This window comes from Agrococcus sp. GW821-FHT14H11, from assembly GCF_058803545.1.
This window is the reverse complement of record NZ_JBXAPA010000005.1, coordinates 1-16,871: the sequence shown is the minus strand read 5'-3', so window position 1 is coordinate 16,871 and position 16,871 is coordinate 1. Positions and strand designations below refer to the sequence as shown.

Genomic DNA, 16,871 nt, shown 5'->3' with positions numbered 1-16,871 from the left:
CGTGTCGTGCGGTACGATGGGGACATCCGAACGTGTCTTGGCTGTCGCGCGCGCACTGAACCCGCACATCTCGTGCGGATCGTCGCGCAGAGCGACGCGGCGGTCGTCGATCCCGATCGACGGCTTCCCGGCCGAGGCGCGTGGGTGCATCCGACGCAGCAGTGCGCGGAACGCGCGCTCCGCGCGCTTCCCCGGGCGCTGCGCCATCCGCACCTGGACACCTCGCCCATCGCACGATGGGCACAGGACGGGCTCGACCCGAGCCCCGACCGAAGGAATGAACGGCACATGGACAACTGATGAGCAGCTCGAAATGAGACCCGTCAGCTAATCGTCCGCCCTGTCCTGGGCGGACCAGGACAGGAGAGAAGTGGCAAACCCACGCGTGCATGAGATCGCCGCCGAGATCGGCGTCGAGAGCAAGGTCGCCATGGCCAAGCTCAAGGAGATGGGCGAGTTCGTCAAGGGACCCGCCTCGGCGATCGCACCCCCGGTCGCCCGCAAGCTCAAGGCCGCCCTCGAGGCGGAGGGGCACACCGCTGCCCCCGCGGAGCCCGCGAAGGCGCCCGCAGCCAAGGCCCCGGCGACGAAGGCTCCGGCCGCGAAGCCGGCGGCAGCTGCTCCGGCGCCCGCGCCGGCACCCGCTGAGCCCAAGGCCGACGCCGCCCCGGCGCCGTCGCCCGCCCCCGCAGCGGCGCCCGCGCCGCGCGCCGAGACGCCCGCACCTGCGGCGCCGGCAGCACCCGCGGCGCCTGCCGCGCCCGCTGAGGCCGCCCCCGGCGGCGACGCGTCGGGCAGCAGCATCCCGCGCCCGATGGCGCGCCCGGGCGCTCCCCGCCCCGGCAACAACCCGTTCGCCTCGAACCAGGGCATGGGCCGCCCCCGCGGCGGCAACAACCCGTTCACGAGCAAGCAGGGCGCTCCGCGCCCCGCGGCTCCGCGCCCCGGGGCACCTCGTCCCGGCGCACCGCGTCCCGGCGCCCCGCGCCCGGGCTCGCCCCGTCCGGGCGGCGCAGGCCGTCCCGGTGCCGGCGGCGGCGGCGCGTTCCAGCGTCCCGGTCAGGGCGCGCCCGGTCGTGGCGCTCCCGGTCGCGGCGGTCCCGCGTTCGCGGGTCGTCCCGGCCCCGGCGGCCGCGGCCGCGGCGGCACAGCCGGCGCGTTCGGCAAGGGCGGCGCCAAGGGCAAGTCCCGCAAGTCGAAGCGCACGAAGCGCCTCGAGTTCGAGATGCGCGAGGCGCCGTCGATCGGCGGCGTCAAGGTCCGGCGCGGCGACGGCACGACCGTCATCCGCATGCGTCGCGGCGCATCCATCGCCGACTTCGCCGAGAAGATCGACGCGAGCCCCGGCGACCTCGTCACCGTGCTGTTCCACCTCGGCGAGATGGCGACGGCGACGGAGTCGCTCGACGAGACCACGTTCGAGCTGCTCGGCGCCGAGCTGGGCTACAAGATCCAGATCGTCAGCCCCGAGGACGAGGACAAGGAGCTCCTGGAGGGCTTCGACATCGACCTCGAGCAGGAGCTCGAGGACGAGAGCGACGAGGACCTCGAGTACCGCTCGCCCGTCGTCACCGTCATGGGCCACGTCGACCACGGCAAGACGCGCCTGCTCGACGCGATCCGCGGCGCGAACGTCATCGACGGCGAGGCCGGCGGCATCACCCAGCACATCGGCGCCTACCAGGTCTGGCAGGAGCACGAGGGCGAGGACCGCGCGATCACGTTCATCGACACCCCGGGCCACGAGGCGTTCACCGCCATGCGCGCCCGAGGCGCTCGCGTCACCGACATCGCGATCCTCGTGGTCGCGGCGGACGACGGCATCATGCCGCAGACGATCGAGGCGCTGAACCACGCCCAGGCGGCCGACGTGCCGATCGTGGTCGCGGTGAACAAGGTCGACAAGGAGGGCGCGAACCCGGCGAAGGTCCGGCAGCAGCTCACCGAGTACGGCCTGGTGGCAGAGGAGTACGGCGGCGACACCATGTTCGTCGACGTCTCGGCGCTGGCCCGCACGGGCATCGAGGACCTCCTCGAGGCCGTGCTGCTCACGGCCGACGCCGGCCTCGACCTGCGCGCCAACCCGCACAAGGAGGCCCGCGGCGTCGCCATCGAGGCGAAGCTCGACAAGGGCCGCGGCTCGGTCGCGACCGTGCTCATCCAGTCCGGCACGCTCCGCGTCGGCGACGCGATCGTCGCGGGCACGGCCTACGGCCGCGTCCGTGCGATGGTCGACGACCGCGGCGAGCTGGTCGAGGAGGCCGGCCCGTCGATGCCCGTCCAGGTGCAGGGCCTCTCGAGCGTCCCGCGCGCCGGCGACACCTTCATCGTCACCGAGGAGGACCGCACGGCCCGGCAGATCGCCGAGAAGCGCGAGGCCGTCGAGCGCAACGCCATGCTGGCCAAGGCCCGCAAGCGCCTGTCGCTCGAGGACTTCAAGCTCGCCATGGAGCAGGGCAAGGTCGAGACGCTCAACCTCATCATCAAGGGCGACGTCTCGGGTGCCGTGGAGGCGCTCGAGGAGTCGCTGCTGAAGATCGAGATCGACGACACCGTCGACCTGCGCATCATCCACCGCGGCGTCGGCGCGATCACCGAGTCGGACGTGAACCTGGCGACGGTCGACTCGGCCGTCATCATCGGCTTCAACGTGCGCCCCGACACGAAGGCCCGCGAGCGCGCCGCCCGAGAGGGTGTCGACGTGCGGTTCTACAACGTGATCTACGCGGCGATCGAGGATGTCGAGAACTCGCTCAAGGGCATGCTGAAGCCCGAGTACGAGGAGATCCAGTCGGGCGTGGCCGAGATCCGCGAGGTGTTCCGCTCCTCGAAGTTCGGCAACATCGCGGGCTGCATCGTCCGCTCCGGCACGATCACCCGCAACGCCAAGGCTCGCGTCATCCGCGACGGCGTCGTGCTGGCCGATGGCCTCGCCATCGAGTCGCTGCGCCGCTTCAAGGACGACGTCACCGAGGTCCGCACCGACTTCGAGTGCGGCATCGGCCTCGGCAGGTTCAACGACCTGCAGATCGGCGACGAGATCGAGACCACCGAGATGGTGGAGAAGCCGCGCGTCTGACGTGCGGAACGAGGTGTGGGGCGGCTGCGGTCGCCCCACACCCGTCTGAAGCGAGAGGAAGTCCCATGGCCGAGAACCCCAGGGCGAGGAAGATCGCCGACCGCATCCGCGAGATCACCGTGCGCGCGCTCGAGCGCGAGGTGAAGGACCCGCGGCTCGGGTTCGTGACGATCACGGATGTGCGCGTCACCGGAGACCTGCAGCACGCGTCGATCTTCTACACGGTGTACGGCACCGACGAGGAGCGGGCCGACACCGAGACCGCGCTCGCCAGCGCCAAGGGCGTCGTGCGCCGCGAGATCGGCAAGGGCATCAGCCTGCGGCTGACGCCGTCGATCGAGTTCATCCTCGACGCGCTGCCCGAGAGCGCGGCGTCGATCGAGCACCTGCTCGACGAGGCGCGCCAGCGCGACCTCGCCGCCCAGCAGGCGGCCGCGGCGGCGCAGTTCGCCGGCGAGCCCGACCCGTACCGCAAGCCGCGCGAGGAGGACGAGGAGGCCTAGCGGGCCTCCTCGAAGCGCAGCCGCCGCGCCGCCAGGTCGGCCTCGACCAGGCGGGCGCGGATGCGCTCGCCCGGCTCCGCCGAGGTCGCGCACGCGGCCTCGGCGGGCGGGTCGAGCAGCTGCACCGTGGCGCCGTCCTTCCGGGTCTCCACGACGACCGCATCGAAGTCCTCGCCGACGCGGTGCCGCAGCATCGCGATCTCGACCGCGTCGATCGACTCCCGCTCGAGCCGGCTCGCGACCTGCCCCGACTCCTGCATGATCTCCGGCAGCCCGACGAGGCCCTCCGACGCCCACGCCGGGATGTCGCGGCCGTTCGCGATCGCCTCGCAGTGCGCGAGCACGTACCGGTCGACGAGGCGCCGCAGCGGCGCCGTCGTGTGCGCGTACGGCGCGCCGATGGCCGCCTGGATCAGCGACGCATCCGAGCCGCCGCCCGGCGCCGCCGTGCCGTCCAGCACGGTGTAGCCCGCGCCGCGGAACAGCCGCCGCGCGACCTGCAGGATCGCGAGCGTCGTCGGCTTCGAGCGGTCGAGGCGGCGCAGGAACGCGCCGTAGTGCTCGCCCTCGGCCCACTCCTCGCCGATCGCGCGCACCTCCTTGCGGAAGCGCCGCACGTCGCCCTTCGGCGGCCGCGGCATCGTGCGGAGGATGCCCCGCCCCGCGCCGAGCATGAGGTTCGCCGCCTCCATGCCCGTCATGAGCGAGACCTGCGCGTTCCAGCGCTCGACGGGCAGCAGCTCGCGGCGCTCGAGCCGGTAGTCGTCGCCGTGGCGGGCGATCTCCTCCTCGGGCATGTCGAGGCTCGCGCCGTCGCGCGCCTCCTCGAGCGCGATGCGCAGCTCGCCCACCTCGCGCAGCAGGCCCAGCATCGCGTCGCCGCCGTCGATGCGCGCCTGCGCCTCGCGGTAGGTGAGCTGCTCGCGCGAGCGCACCCGGGCGCGCTCGAGCGTCGTCCCCGTGACGTCGCCCGACGCATCCAGCCGCATCGTCCACACGTACGCGGCGCGCTCCTGCCCCTCGAGCAGGCTCGCGGCGCCCTCGCTCACGACGGGCGGGTGCAGCGGCACCCGGCCGTCGGGCGCGTACATCGTCTGGCCGCGGCGGCGCGCCTCGGCGTCGATCGCGCCGCCAGGCCGGGCGAACGCGGCGACGTCGGCGATCGCGTAGTGCACGACGAAGCCGTCGCCGTCGCGCTCGAGGTGCAGCGCCTGGTCGAGGTCGGTCGAGCCCTCGGGGTCGATCGTCACGAACGGCACCTGCGTCCGGTCGGGCTCCGGCAGCCGCGGGTCGGCGGCGTACGCCTCGGCTTCGGCCTGCGCGGCGGGCGGGAACTCGGCGTCGAGGCCGAGCTCCTCGCGGATCGCGGCGAGGGCGGCGGCGAGCTCGTCGCTCGCGGCGGGACGGTCGATGAGGCGCTGGTGTCGTGCCGGCATGGCGCACAACCTAGTCGGGCAGCCTGACCGCCCCGTGCTCGCGCAGCACCAGGCCGTCGGCGGCGAGCGAGGCGACGGCGCGCTCGAGCTGCGCCGCGTCGGGCCAGAGCGCCGCGAGGTCGGCCTCGGCGAGCGGCACGTCGACGGCCCGGAGCGCCCGCAGCACCGTGCCGCGCGCCTGCCGGTCGCTGCCGGCGAATGCCGCCTGCCGAGGCGCGCGCCGGCCCTCGTAGGGCGGGCAGCCGGCCGCGCGCCACGCGCACGCGTCGGCGATGGGGCACGCGTCGCACCTCGGCGCCCGCGCGGTGCACACCAGCGCCCCGAGCTCCATGAGCGCGATGGAGACGACGGATGCGTCGGCGGGGGAGGCGGGCAGCAGGGCCTCGACGTCGGCCAGGTCGCGCTTCGCGGCCGGCGCCGCCTCGCCGCGGCCGTGCACCGCGCGGGCGACGACGCGGCGCACGTTCGTGTCGACGACCGGGTGGCGGTCGCCGTAGTGGAAGACGGCGACGGCCCGCGCCGTGTAGTCGCCGATCCCCGGGAGCGCGAGCAGCGCATCCACGTCCCTCGGCACCTCGCCGCCGTGCCGCTCGACGATCGCGCGCGCGGTGTCCTGCAGGCGCAGCGCCCTCCGCGGGTAGCCGAGCGTGCCCCACTGCCGCAGCACCTCGTGGGTGGGCGCATCCGCGAGATCGGCGGGCGTCGGCCAGCGCTCGAGCCAGCGGTCGATCTCGACCGCGACGCGCGCCGCCTGCGTCTGCTGCAGCATGATCTCGCTCACGAGCGTGCCCCACGCGTCGAACTCCGGCCGCCGCCACGGCAGGTCGCGGGCGCTCGCGCGGTACCAGGCGGCGAGCGCGGGCAGCGAGCGGCCGTCGAGCATCCCGCCAGCGTACCCAGCGCCTAGGCTGGCGGCATGGTCGACCGCGCGCTCCTCATGAAGGCGGCCTCCTGGACGCCCGAGCAGAAGGCCCTGTACACGAGCCTCGTCGAGCAGCTGCTGCGGCGGAACCCGCGCGGGCGGCGGCTCATCGCGGTCGAGGGGCGCGACGGCGTCGGCAAGACGCGGTTCGCGGATGCGCTCCAGGTGGCGTTCGCGCGCGCCGGCGTCGAGGCGTTCCGCGCGAGCGTCGACGACTTCCACCGGCCGCAGGCGTTCCGCTACCGCCAGGGGCGCGACTCGTCGAAGGGCTACTACGAGGACGCCTTCGACATCGAGCTGCTCGACCGCGTGCTGCTGCAGCCGTTCCGCATGGGCGGCTCGACAGGCTTCCAGACGGCCGCCTTCGACCTCGCGACCGACCGCAGCATCGAGATGGAGTGGCAGACGGCGGGGCCGGATGCGGTGCTCATCGTCGACGGCGTCTTCCTGCAGCGGCCCGCGCTCGCGGGCAAGTGGCACGCGGTGCTGCTGCTCGAGGCCGACGACCGCGTGCGGGGCGAGCGGATGCGCGCGCGGGACGGCGCGCACCCCGACGTCGCGCACGAGTCGCACCGCCGCTACCGGGAGGCGCACGAGCACTACGAGCGCACGGTCGTGCCGCGCAGGCGAGCCGCGTTCATCGTCGACAACACCGACTGGCGGGTGCCCCGGCAGAGCTTCGCCGACAGCTGCTAGGCGAGCCGGCGCACCGCCGACGCCGGCAGGAAGCGGCCCGTCCGCTCGACCTCGTGCACGAGCTCGACGAGCGCGGCGTTGACGGGAGCCTCCCGCCCGAGGCGCGCCGCCGCATCCACCACCGCGCCGTTGATCAGGTCGACCTCGGTCGGCTGCCCGCGGCGGATCGACTGCTGCGTCGAGCCGAGGTTCGGCACGTCGCCGAGCCGGTCCTTGATGCGCAGCGGCACCTGCTGCGCGATGCGCCGCGGCGCGAAGGCCACGAGCCGCACGAGCAGCGGCGTGAGCCCCTGCAGCGGCTGGAAGCGCACGCCCGACGCGAGCCCGATGCGCGCCGTCTCGCGCATCGACGCGAGCATCACGCGCCGCAGCCCCGGGTCGCGGATGACGTCCTGCACCGAGTGGCCGACGATCGCCGGCAGGGCGTTGACCATGTTGATGAGCAGCTTCGTCCACTGCGCGCCCTCGATCGAGGGGGTGAGCGACGTGGGCAGCGCCTCGCCGAGCAGCGCCGCGAAGCGCTCGCCCTCGGCGCCGCCGACGATCGTGTCGCCGGCGGCGGTGACGGTGACGACGCCGGGCTCCATGGAGTTCGCGGCCATGAGCGCGATGCCGCCGGCGACCCGGTCGTGCCCGAGCAGGCGCGCGGCGGCCCGCTCGCCGCCGAGGCCGTTCTGCACGACGAGCAGCGGCACGTCCGCCAGGGCCGCCCGGCTCGCCTCGAGCGCCGCCGCCGTGCCCGTCGCCTTGGTCGCGAGGATCGCGACGTCCGGCGCCTCGGCGAGCGACTCGAGCGCGGTCACGGGCGCCGTGTGCGCGCCGTACGCGCCGCGCAGGCGCAGCCCGTGCTCGCGGATCGCGGCGAGGTTCTCGCCGCGCGCCGTGACCGTCACGTCGTGCCCGATCGCGTCGAGCCGCGCCGCGATCGTGCCGCCGATCGCCCCCGCGCCGATCACCGCGACGCGCTGCCGCGCCGTCGCATCCGCCGTGCCCTCATGCGCCATGTCGAGGAGGCTATCGGCGGCTAGGCTCGTCGGGTGCCCGACGCCCCACCCGCCCCCGACGGCATCCTGCTCGTCGACAAGCCGCAGGGCATCACGAGCCATACCGCCGTGAGCCGCGCGCGCCGCGCCCTCGGCACCCGCAAGGTCGGCCACGCCGGCACGCTCGACCCGATGGCGACGGGCCTGCTCATCCTGGGCGTCGGGCCCTCCACGCGCCTGCTGACCCACATGGTCGGCCTCGACAAGACCTACACCGCCACCATCGCGCTCGGCGCCGCCACGAGCACCGACGACGCCGAGGGCGACGTCACGAGCACGGCGGATGCGTCGCACCTGTCGGGCGACGACCTCGCGGCGCCGATGGCGCGCCTCACGGGCGGCATCGAGCAGGTGCCGTCGAGCGTGAGCGCCATCAAGGTCGACGGCGAGCGCGCGTACGCCCGGGTGCGGGCGGGGGAGCAGGTCGAGCTGCGGGCCCGCCCGGTCACCGTCGCGCGCTTCGAGGCGCTCGCCTTCCGGCCTGGCCCCCTCGCCGAGGTCGACGTGGTCGTCGACTGCTCGAGCGGCACGTACATCCGCGCGCTCGCGCGCGACCTCGGCGCCGCGCTCGGCGTCGGCGGGCACCTGACGGCGCTGCGCCGCACGCGCGTCGGGCCGTTCGACGTCGAGGGAGCGCCGATCGCCGACGCCCTTCCCGAGCAGGGCGCGAGCGATCTGCTGCTGACCCCGGCCGAGGCGGCGTCCCGCATCCTGCCCGTCGCGCGGCTCGACGACGAGCGCGCCGCGAACCTCGCGAGCGGCCGCCGCACCGTCGCGCTCGAGGGGGAGGCCGGCATCGTCGCCGCCGTCCACGGCGACCGCCTCGTCGGCATCGCGCGCATCGACGGCCGGCGCATGCTGCCGGTGACCAACTTCCCGACGGGCGCCGCGGCCGAGGGGGCACGATGATCAGCTGGGTGATGCTCGCGCAGGCGATCGGCCTGGGCGTGATCGGTGGCGTCGTCGCGATCGTCGGCCTCACGAGGCGGCCGTTCGGCGACGGGGTCCTCGCTGCCGCGGCGCTCACGCTCCTCACCCTCGTCGTGCAGACCGTCGCATCCGTCGTCGCCCCGATCATGGGCGCGGGCCCCACCGGCGACCTGCTCGAGTACTGGACCTACCTCATCACCGCGCTCGTCATCCCGCCGGCGGCGGTCATGTGGGCGCTCGTCGACAAGAAGGGGGAGTGGTCGACCCTCGTCGTGGGCGTCGGCATCCTCGCGGTCGCGGTGATGGTCTACCGGATGCACCAGATCTGGTTCGTGCAGCTGGCCTGATCGCGGCGATTAGACTCGCTTCCGATGAGCGAGCGCAAGCATGCCGGGATCGGGCGGGTCCTCATCGCGGTGTACGCGGTGCTGGCGATGGCGGCGACCGGTCGCTCGTTCGTGCAGATCGTGCAGCGCTTCGACGAGGCGCCGCTCGCCTACTCGCTGAGCGCCGTCGCCGCGGTCGTCTACCTGCTCGCGACGGTCGCGCTCGCGATGCGGGCGGATGCCTGGCGGCGCGTCGCGCTCGCGGCCGTCTGCTTCGAGCTCGTCGGGGTGCTGGTCGTCGGCACCCTCTCGCTCGTGGCGCCCGAGCTCTTCGCGCACGACACCGTCTGGAGCCGCTTCGGGATGGGCTACCTCTTCATCCCCGCCGTGCTGCCGTTCCTGGGCCTGTGGTGGCTGCGCGCGAGCCGCGAGCGGGTGGCGGCGTGATCGGCGACCGCGGGGCCGGCATGGACTGGATCGACGCGCTCGAGGCCGTGCCGAGCGCGGTCACGATCGGCAAGTTCGACGGCGTGCACATCGGCCACCAGCGCATCATCGAGCAGCTGCGCGCGCTCGCCGAGCCCGAGGGCCTCGCGACCACCGTCGTCACCTTCGACCGCAACCCGCTCGAGATCGTGCGGCCCGACCGCGCGCCGCTGCCGCTCGTGTCGCTGCCGCACAAGGTGGAGCTGCTGCGCGCCGCGGGGGCCGACCGGGTCGTGGTGGTGCCGTTCACGGGCGAGACGGCGGCGCAGCCCGCGGAGGAGTTCGCCGAGCGCGTGCTGCTCGACGGGCTGGGCGCGCGCGTGCTGCTCGTCGGCGACGACTTCCGCTTCGGCCACCGCGGCGCCGGCGACGCGGCCATGCTGCGCGCGCTCGCCGAGCCGCGCGGCGCCCGCGTCGAGTCGATCGACGACATCTGCTTCGCCGACGGCCGGCGCGTGTCCTCCACGTGGATCCGCGAGGCGCTCGAGCTCGGCCGCGTGCAGGAGGCCAACGGCATGCTCGGCCGCCGGCACGTGCTGCGCGGCGACGTCGTGCGCGGCTTCCAGCGGGGGCGGGCGCTCGGCTTCCCGACCGCCAACCTCGGCGCGCCCGTCGAGGGCTTCGTGCCCGCCGACGGCGTCTACGCGGCCCTCGCCCACGTCGATGCCGGCACGTTCCCCGCCGCCGTCTCGATCGGCGACAACCCCACCTTCGACGGCGTCGCCGCGAAGACCGTCGAGGCGTACCTCCTCGACGTCGACCTCGACCTCTACGACCGGCCCATCAGCCTCGAGCTCGTCGACTTCGTGCGGCCCATGCACCGCTTCGAGAGCCTCGACCAGCTCATCGCCCAGATGTCGCGCGATGTGGACCGCACGCGCGAGCTCGTCGCGGCCGCCACGGCCTGACCTGTCCGGACAGGGCTCCCGCGGCCGGTAGACTGCCCAGCACCCCGTACGCCGCGACACACCTGGCGGACGACCGCACCGCGGCGGGAAGAAGGATCAGCGTGACCACACCCAGCGCAGCGCTCGCGCCCGCAGAGCGCGCCGTCCAGCTGCTCGGCGGCGACCTCTCCGAGGTCGCACTCCGCCGTCACCTCGAGGGCCTGCCGGCCGTCGACGCCGTGGGCCTCGAGGCCCGCGCCGCATCGCTCGGCACCCGCTCCATCAAGACGAGCTCCAAGCAGGCGGCGCTCGACCTCACGATCCGCATGATCGACCTCACGACCCTCCAGGGCAACGACACCCGGGGCAAGGTGCACTCGCTCGTCGCGAAGGCGCTCGTGCCCGACGCATCCGACCCCTCGACGCCGCGCCCGGCGGCCGTCTGCGTCTACGGCGACATGGTCGGCAACGCGGTCGAGGCGCTCGGCTCGGCCTGGAGCAACGGCCGCGACGACGGCATCAACGTCGCCGCCGTCGCGACCGCGTTCCCGTCCGGGCGCGCGAGCCTGCCGGTCAAGCTGCAGGACACCCGCGACGCGGTCGCTGCCGGCGCCGACGAGATCGACATGGTCATCGACCGCGGCGCGTTCCTCGAGGGCAACTACGGCAAGGTCTTCGACGAGATCGTCGCCACCAAGGAGGCGTGCCGTCGCACCGACGGCACCTTCGCGCACCTCAAGGTCATCCTCGAGACGGGCGAGCTCGTGACGTACGACAACGTGCGCCGCGCCTCGTGGCTGTCGATCCTCGCCGGCGGCGACTTCATCAAGACCTCCACCGGCAAGGTGCAGCCCGCGGCCACGCTGCCGGTGACGCTGCTCATGCTGCAGGTCGTGCGCGACTGGGAGCGGCTGACGGGCGAGCGCATCGGCGTGAAGCCCGCGGGCGGCATCGCCACCGCGAAGGACGCCATGAAGTACCTCGTCACGGTCGCCGAGACCTGCGGCGAGGCGTGGCTCGACCCGCACCTGTTCCGCTTCGGCGCCTCGAGCCTGCTGAACGACGTGCTGCTGCAGCGCCAGAAGCTCACCACCGGCCGCTACTCCGGCCCCGACTACGTCACGATCGACTGAGGCTCCCCATGGCATTCCTCGACTACGCGCCGGCTCCCGAGTCGACGTCCATCCTCGACCTCCGCGACGAGTACCGGCTCTGGATCGGCGGCGAGTGGGTCGCCGGCGGCGGCGCGAGCTTCGCCTCCGTCTCGCCCTCGACCGAGCAGCCCATCGCCACGTTCGCGACCGCCGACGAGGGCGACGTGGATGCTGCGGTGCGGGCCGCGCGCACCGCGTTCCGCACCGTCTGGGGCCCGATGTCGGGCCGCGACCGCGGCAAGTTCCTCTTCCGCATCGCGCGCATCCTGCAGGAGCGCGCGCGCGAGCTCGCCGTCGCCGAGTCGCTCGACAACGGCAAGCCGATCAAGGAGACGCGCGACGCCGACGTGCCGCTCGTCGCCCAGTGGTTCTTCCACTGCGCCGGATGGGCCGACAAGCTCGACTACGTCGGTCTCGGCGCCGCGCCGCAGCCGCACGGCGTCGCCGCGCAGGTCATCCCGTGGAACTTCCCGCTGCTCATGCTCGCGTGGAAGGTCGCGCCGGCGCTCGCCGCCGGCAACACCGTCGTGCTGAAGCCGGCCGAGACGACGCCGCTCACGGCGATGCTCTTCGCCGAGGTGTGCGAGCAGGCGGGCCTGCCCGCCGGCGTCGTCAACCTCATCACGGGAGCGGGCGAGACGGGCGCGGCGCTCGTGCGCCACCCCGACGTCGACAAGGTCGCCTTCACGGGCTCCACCGCGGTCGGCCGCGAGATCGCGAAGGCGCTCGCCGGCACGCCGAAGCGGCTGACGCTCGAGCTGGGCGGCAAGGGCGCGAACATCGTCTTCGACGACGCGCCCCTCGACCAGGCGATCGAGGGCATCGTCAACGGCATCTTCTTCAACCAGGGCCAGGTGTGCTGCGCGGGCAGCCGCCTGCTCGTGCAGGAGAACGTGCACGACGCGGTGCTCGAGCGCCTCAAGGAGCGCATGGCGACGCTGCGCCTCGGCGACCCGCTCGACAAGAACACCGACATCGGCGCGATCAACTCCTCCGAGCAGCTCGCGCGCATCACGCGCCTCGTCGACCAGGGCGAGGCCGAGGGCGGCGAGCGCTGGGCGCCCGACTGCGAGCTGCCGGCGAAGGGCTACTGGTTCCCGCCGACCGTCGTCTCGGGCGTCGAGGCGTCGTCGACGATCGCCCGCGAGGAGATCTTCGGACCCGTGCTGTCGGTGCTCACCTTCCGCACGCCCGACGAGGCGATCGCGAAGGCGAACAACACCCCCTACGGCCTCTCGGCCGGCATCTGGAGCGACAAGGGCTCCCGCGTGCTCGCGGTCGCCGACAAGCTGCGCGCCGGCGTCGTCTGGGCGAACACGTTCAACAAGTTCGACCCCGCGAGCCCGTTCGGCGGCTACAAGGAGTCCGGCTACGGCCGCGAGGGCGGCGTGCAGGGCATGCAGGCGTACCTGAAGGCAGGCAAGTGATGGCGACCACGACGAAGACCCCGGCCCGCACGGCGACGCGCCTCGACGTGCCCAAGACCTACAAGCTCTTCATCGGCGGCGCGTTCCCGCGCAGCGAGTCCGGGCGCGTGACCGAGGTGCTCGACAAGCGCGGCGCGTTCGTCGCGAACGTCGCGAAGGCCTCCAGGAAGGATGCGCGCGACGCCGTCCGCGCGGCCCGCAAGGCCCAGCCCGGCTGGGCGGGCGCGACCGCGTACAACCGCGGCCAGGTGCTGTACCGGGTCGCCGAGGTGCTCGAGGGCCGCAAGGCGCAGTTCGTCGACGAGCTGCAGCGCACCGAGGGCCTGACCGCCGCGCGGGCGCAGCAGCAGGTCGAGGCCGCGATCGACCTGTGGGTGCTGCATGCCGGCTGGACCGACAAGGTCGCCCAGATCGGCGGCCACGCCAACCCCGTCGCCGGCCCCTACTTCAACCTGTCGGTGCCGGAGCCGACCGGCGTCGTCGCGATCATCGCGCCGCAGGAGCAGGGCCTCCTGGGCCTCACGTCGGTCGTCGCGCCGGCGCTCGTGACGGGCAACGCGGTCGTCGTGGTGCCCGCCGCGGCCTCGCCGCTCGTCGCGATCTCGCTCGCCGAGGTGCTCGCGACGAGCGACCTGCCTGGCGGCGTCGTGAACGTGCTGACGGGCGACCCGGCCGAGCTCGCGCCGTGGCTCGCGGGCCACGCCGACATCAACGCGCTCGACCTCACCGGCGCCGGCGACCTCGACTGGGTCGAGCTCGAGGTGATCGCGGCCGACACGCTGAAGCGCGTGCTGCGTCCCGAGCCGGGCCTCGCGCCCGAGACGCCGCAGCGCATCCTCGCCCTCACCGAGACGAAGACGGTCTGGCACACGAAGTCCCGCCTCTGACCCGCTGAGCGGCGCCCTGCGCAGGGCGCCGCTCGGCCGTCTGCGCCTCAGCCGAGCGCCGCGACGAACCCGCCCCACGGCATCCGCTCCACGACGCCCTCGGCGGCGGCCGCGAGCTCGGGGTCGTCGGTGACGAGCGCGTCGGCCTGCAGCGACGCGACCGCGAGCGGCTCCGCCCGCATCGCGTCGTCCCAGCCGAGCCGCGCGGCATGCTGCCAGGCGACCGAGCGCGAGACGCGGTCGGCGAGCAGCCGCACCTTGAGCGACGCGAGCGCCTCGAGCTGCGCGCGCCCCTCCGCCTCGGGCAGGTCGCCCGCGCGCACCTCGGCCCACAGCAGCTGCATGACCTGCGAGCGCAGCGCCCCCGCGCCGACCAGCTGGTGCTCGCCCACGTCGACGCGCTCGCGCACGATCCGCAGCGCGGTGGGCGCGTCGATCGCGAACCGCGCCATCAGCAGCTCGACTCGATGAGGTCGGCGTACCAGCGGCAGCCGTCCAGCCACGTGTCGACGCGGATGCGCTCGTCGCGCGCGTGCAGGGTGAGGCGCTCGTCGCGGGTCATCGCGAAGGGCGCGAAGCGGTAGACGCGGTCGGTGATGCGGTGCGCGTGCCGGCCGTCGGTGCCGCCGAGCATCACGTACGGCACGGTGAGCACGTCGGGCCGCAGCCGCGCGATCGCCGCCGCGACGTCGTCCCAGCCGGGGCCGGCCGAGGGGCTCTCGGGGCTCGGCCCGTGGCCGTGCAGCACCTCGAGCGACACCTGCGGGTCGGCGACCGCTCGGCGCACGTGCGCGACCGTCTCGTCGACGCTCGAGCCGAGCGCGATCCGCGCGTTCACGACCGCGACCGCCTCCTCCGCGAGCGCGTTGGGCGCGGCCGCGCCGGAGAGCTGCGTGACGACGGCGGTGGTCGAGAGCATCGCCCGGGTCTCGTCGCCGCGCGCCAGGATGCGCTCCACGAGCGGCCGCGCGCGCCGCACCCGCCGGAGCACCGCGCCCTGCGGCCCCGACGCGACCGCCCCCAGCAGCTCGAGCATGCGCAGCGCCGGCTCCGGCAGCGAGCGCGGGAACGGGGCGCGGTCGAGCCGCCGGATCGCGCGCGCGAGCCGCGACGTCGCCGGCAGCCTCGGCGGGGTCGACGCGTGCCCGCCCACCTGCGCCACGCGCATCCGGATGTTGGCGAAGCCCTTCTCGGCCACGCCCACCACCGCCACGTCGCGCGCGACGCCCGCGACCGGCGGCTCGATGATCGCGCCGCCCTCGTCGAGCGCCCACGCGGGCCGCACGCCGCGCGCGTCGAGCTCGGCGATGGCCGACGCGGCGCCGGTGCCCATCGTCTCCTCGTCGTGGCCGAAGACGAGCCACACGTCGCGCGCGGGCGCGAAGCCCGCCGCGAGCAGCGCCTCGACGGCGACGCAGATGCCGACGAGCGAGCCCTTGTCGTCGAGCGTGCCGCGGCCCCACACGTGCGTCGCGTCGCGGTGCCCGGCGTAGGGCGGATGCGTCCACCCGACGGGCGGGGCCGGCACGACGTCCTGGTGGGCCATGAGCAGCGCCGGCGCACCCGCGCCGCGCCCAGGCCACCGCGCGAGCAGCGTCGCCCCGATCGGCTCGACCTCGAGCGAGGCGAACAGCCGCGGGAAGCGCTCGCGGAGCGCCGCCTGGAAGGCGGGCAGCTGGGCCGCCTCCTCGGTCGGCACGCGCACGAGCGCGATCAGGTCGTCGACGGCCGCGTCCGGGATCTCCACCACGCCGCCAGCGTAGGGCGGCCGGGCCGACGGCGGGCACCGCGGCGCGTTACCGTGGAGGCGAGCCGAAGGAGGCCCCGTGCCCGTCGAGGACAACACCCGCGAGATCGAGTCGACGATCGTCACCGACCTGCGCGAGCGCATGAGCTACGGGTCGTACCTCGGGCTCGACACGCTGCTCGCCTCGCAGCACCCGCGCAGCGAGCCGGAGCACCACGACGAGCTGCTGTTCATCATCCAGCACCAGACGACCGAGCTGTGGCTCAAGCTCGTCATCCACGAGCTCGACGACGCCCGCCGGCTGCTCGCCGCCGACGACCTGGGCGCGGCCCTCAAGCGCATCGCGCGCGTGAAGCACATCCAGGAGGTGCTGACGCAGCAGTGGTCGGTGCTCGCGACGCTCACCCCCACCGAGTACGCGCAGTTCCGCGGCGCGCTCGCCAACGCCTCGGGCTTCCAGAGCGCGCAGTACCGGCTCGTCGAGTTCGCGCTCGGCAACAAGCACGAGCGCATGCTGAAGGTCTTCGAGTCGAGCCCCGACGACCACGCGGCGCTCGCGGCCGAGCTCGAGCGGCCGAGCCTCTACGACGAGTTCCTCCGGCATCTCGCCCGCCGCGGCCACGCCGTGCCGACGGCGGTGCTCGAGCGCGACGTGCGGAAGGCGCACGTCTACTCCGAGGAGCTCGTGCCGGTCTTCCAGCGCATCTACGAGGGCGCCGACGACAACTGGCGCGCCTACGAGACGTGCGAGGAGCTCGTCGACCTCGAGGACAACTTCCAGTTCTGGCGCTTCCGGCACCTGCGCACCGTCACCCGCACGATCGGGCGCAAGACCGGCACGGGAGGCTCGAGCGGCGTCGACTTCCTGCAGCGCGCGCTCGACCTGACGTTCTTCCCCGAGCTCTACGCGGTCCGCACGCGGATCGAGGAGTGAGCGCCCCGCGGCTCGTGCGCGTCGCGCACGCGCGCGTCGACGGCGGGTGGCATGCGGATGCGGTGCTGCGGCTCGGCGACGACGGCGTCGCCCTCGCGGGCGCCGACGAGGCCGCGGCCCGCGACCTGCCGAGGCTCGACCTCGCGCTGCTCCCGCCGCTCACCGACGCGCACGTGCACCTCGCGCTCGCCGACCTCGGCGGGCTCGAGGGGAGCCGCATCGCCCGGGTGCTCGACCTCGGCGCCGACCCGGCCGCCGTGCCGGGCCTCGCCGACGCGGCGCGGGCGACGCATCCGGCCCTCGACGTGCGCTTCGCGGGCGCGTTCCTCACCGCGCCGGGCGGCTACCCGTCGGACCGCGCGTGGGCGCCGCCCTGTCTCTTCTCCACATCTGACGCTGCCGACGAGCTGACGT

17 protein-coding genes and 1 pseudogene are annotated in these 16,871 nt (G+C 74.2%); 13 read left to right on the top strand and 5 right to left on the bottom strand.

Features of this window, described 5'->3' with window-relative positions; genetic code table 11:
* Positions 1-6 precede the first annotated feature (6 nt).
* The 3 genes from AC1RNL_RS06705 to rbfA all read left to right on the top strand — a co-directional run bounded on the left by AC1RNL_RS06705 (position 7) and on the right by rbfA (position 3,582).
* Positions 7-300, top strand: a complete 294-nt coding sequence (locus tag AC1RNL_RS06705) for a YlxR family protein (protein WP_400531962.1) — start codon at positions 7-9, stop codon at positions 298-300.
* 70 nt (positions 301-370) lie between these two features.
* Positions 371-3,079 carry a translation initiation factor IF-2 gene (gene infB, locus AC1RNL_RS06700; protein WP_192575922.1) on the top strand — a complete coding sequence of 903 codons (2,709 nt, stop codon included), beginning with the start codon at positions 371-373 and terminating at the stop codon, positions 3,077-3,079.
* 65 nt (positions 3,080-3,144) lie between these two features.
* The gene (gene rbfA, locus AC1RNL_RS06695; protein ID WP_128190689.1) at positions 3,145-3,582 is read left to right on the top strand and encodes a 30S ribosome-binding factor RbfA; all 438 of its coding nucleotides are present in this window, start codon (positions 3,145-3,147) and stop codon (positions 3,580-3,582) included.
* Here rbfA and AC1RNL_RS06690 read toward each other — a convergent pair.
* A complete protein-coding gene (locus AC1RNL_RS06690) occupies positions 3,579-5,018 on the bottom strand; it encodes an RNB domain-containing ribonuclease (RefSeq protein ID WP_492934779.1) in 1,440 nt (479 codons plus the stop codon). The two genes, rbfA and AC1RNL_RS06690, sit on opposite strands and share 4 nt — an antisense overlap.
* Positions 5,019-5,028: 10 nt before the next feature.
* A complete protein-coding gene (locus AC1RNL_RS06685; protein WP_492934778.1) occupies positions 5,029-5,901 on the bottom strand; it encodes an HhH-GPD family protein in 873 nt (290 codons plus the stop codon).
* 33 nt (positions 5,902-5,934) lie between these two features.
* Between AC1RNL_RS06685 and AC1RNL_RS06680 the strand changes: the two genes are divergently transcribed.
* The gene (locus AC1RNL_RS06680; RefSeq protein WP_146357355.1) at positions 5,935-6,636 is read left to right on the top strand and encodes a nucleoside/nucleotide kinase family protein; all 702 of its coding nucleotides are present in this window, start codon (positions 5,935-5,937) and stop codon (positions 6,634-6,636) included.
* Here AC1RNL_RS06680 and AC1RNL_RS06675 read toward each other — a convergent pair.
* Positions 6,633-7,640 (bottom strand): ketopantoate reductase family protein, encoded by a 1,008-nt coding sequence (locus AC1RNL_RS06675; RefSeq protein WP_492934777.1) that lies wholly within the window; start codon positions 7,638-7,640, stop codon positions 6,633-6,635. The genes AC1RNL_RS06680 and AC1RNL_RS06675 overlap by 4 nt on opposite strands.
* Before the next feature lie 33 nt (positions 7,641-7,673).
* Here AC1RNL_RS06675 and truB point away from each other — a divergent pair, with 33 nt between their 5' ends.
* From truB to AC1RNL_RS06640, 7 genes are all read left to right on the top strand, one after another.
* Positions 7,674-8,588 carry a tRNA pseudouridine(55) synthase TruB gene (truB, locus tag AC1RNL_RS06670; protein ID WP_492934776.1) on the top strand — a complete coding sequence of 305 codons (915 nt, stop codon included), beginning with the start codon at positions 7,674-7,676 and terminating at the stop codon, positions 8,586-8,588.
* Positions 8,585-8,956, top strand: coding sequence for a hypothetical protein (locus tag AC1RNL_RS06665; protein WP_146357361.1), 372 nt, complete (start codon positions 8,585-8,587; stop codon positions 8,954-8,956). Before truB ends, AC1RNL_RS06665 begins: the two co-directional genes overlap by 4 nt.
* 24 nt (positions 8,957-8,980) lie before the next feature.
* On the top strand, positions 8,981-9,382 hold the full coding sequence (locus tag AC1RNL_RS06660; protein ID WP_128190166.1) for a hypothetical protein: 402 nt from the start codon (positions 8,981-8,983) through the stop codon (positions 9,380-9,382).
* A gap of 20 nt (positions 9,383-9,402) precedes the next feature.
* Complete coding sequence (locus tag AC1RNL_RS06655; RefSeq protein WP_492934775.1) at positions 9,403-10,329, top strand: bifunctional riboflavin kinase/FAD synthetase; 927 nt, start codon at positions 9,403-9,405, stop codon at positions 10,327-10,329.
* 101 nt (positions 10,330-10,430) lie between these two features.
* Positions 10,431-11,441 (top strand): deoxyribose-phosphate aldolase, encoded by a 1,011-nt coding sequence (gene deoC, locus AC1RNL_RS06650; RefSeq protein WP_146357363.1) that lies wholly within the window; start codon positions 10,431-10,433, stop codon positions 11,439-11,441.
* A gap of 8 nt (positions 11,442-11,449) precedes the next feature.
* Complete coding sequence (locus AC1RNL_RS06645) at positions 11,450-12,889, top strand: aldehyde dehydrogenase family protein (protein WP_492934774.1); 1,440 nt, start codon at positions 11,450-11,452, stop codon at positions 12,887-12,889.
* Positions 12,889-13,776: an aldehyde dehydrogenase family protein gene (locus AC1RNL_RS06640; protein WP_128190169.1), complete on the top strand. Its 888-nt coding sequence runs from the start codon at positions 12,889-12,891 to the stop codon at positions 13,774-13,776. The genes AC1RNL_RS06645 and AC1RNL_RS06640 overlap by 1 nt, the downstream gene beginning before the upstream one ends.
* A 47-nt stretch (positions 13,777-13,823) precedes the next feature.
* Here AC1RNL_RS06640 and AC1RNL_RS06635 read toward each other — a convergent pair whose 3' ends face one another.
* Together AC1RNL_RS06635 and AC1RNL_RS06630 are read right to left on the bottom strand one after the other, a co-directional pair.
* Entirely contained in the window at positions 13,824-14,228 is a 405-nt protein-coding gene (locus AC1RNL_RS06635) for a hypothetical protein (protein ID WP_492934773.1), read from the bottom strand.
* Positions 14,228-15,526 carry a M20/M25/M40 family metallo-hydrolase gene (locus AC1RNL_RS06630; protein WP_492934772.1) on the bottom strand — a complete coding sequence of 433 codons (1,299 nt, stop codon included), beginning with the start codon at positions 15,524-15,526 and terminating at the stop codon, positions 14,228-14,230. Before AC1RNL_RS06630 ends, AC1RNL_RS06635 begins: the two co-directional genes overlap by 1 nt.
* A 76-nt stretch (positions 15,527-15,602) precedes the next feature.
* Here AC1RNL_RS06630 and AC1RNL_RS06625 point away from each other — a divergent pair, with 76 nt between their 5' ends.
* Positions 15,603-16,457, top strand: a complete 855-nt coding sequence (locus tag AC1RNL_RS06625) for a tryptophan 2,3-dioxygenase (protein WP_128190172.1) — start codon at positions 15,603-15,605, stop codon at positions 16,455-16,457.
* Positions 16,454-16,871 (top strand): annotated as a pseudogene (locus tag AC1RNL_RS06620) (hypothetical protein); the annotation flags it as partial. The gene AC1RNL_RS06625 and the pseudogene AC1RNL_RS06620, both read left to right, overlap by 4 nt.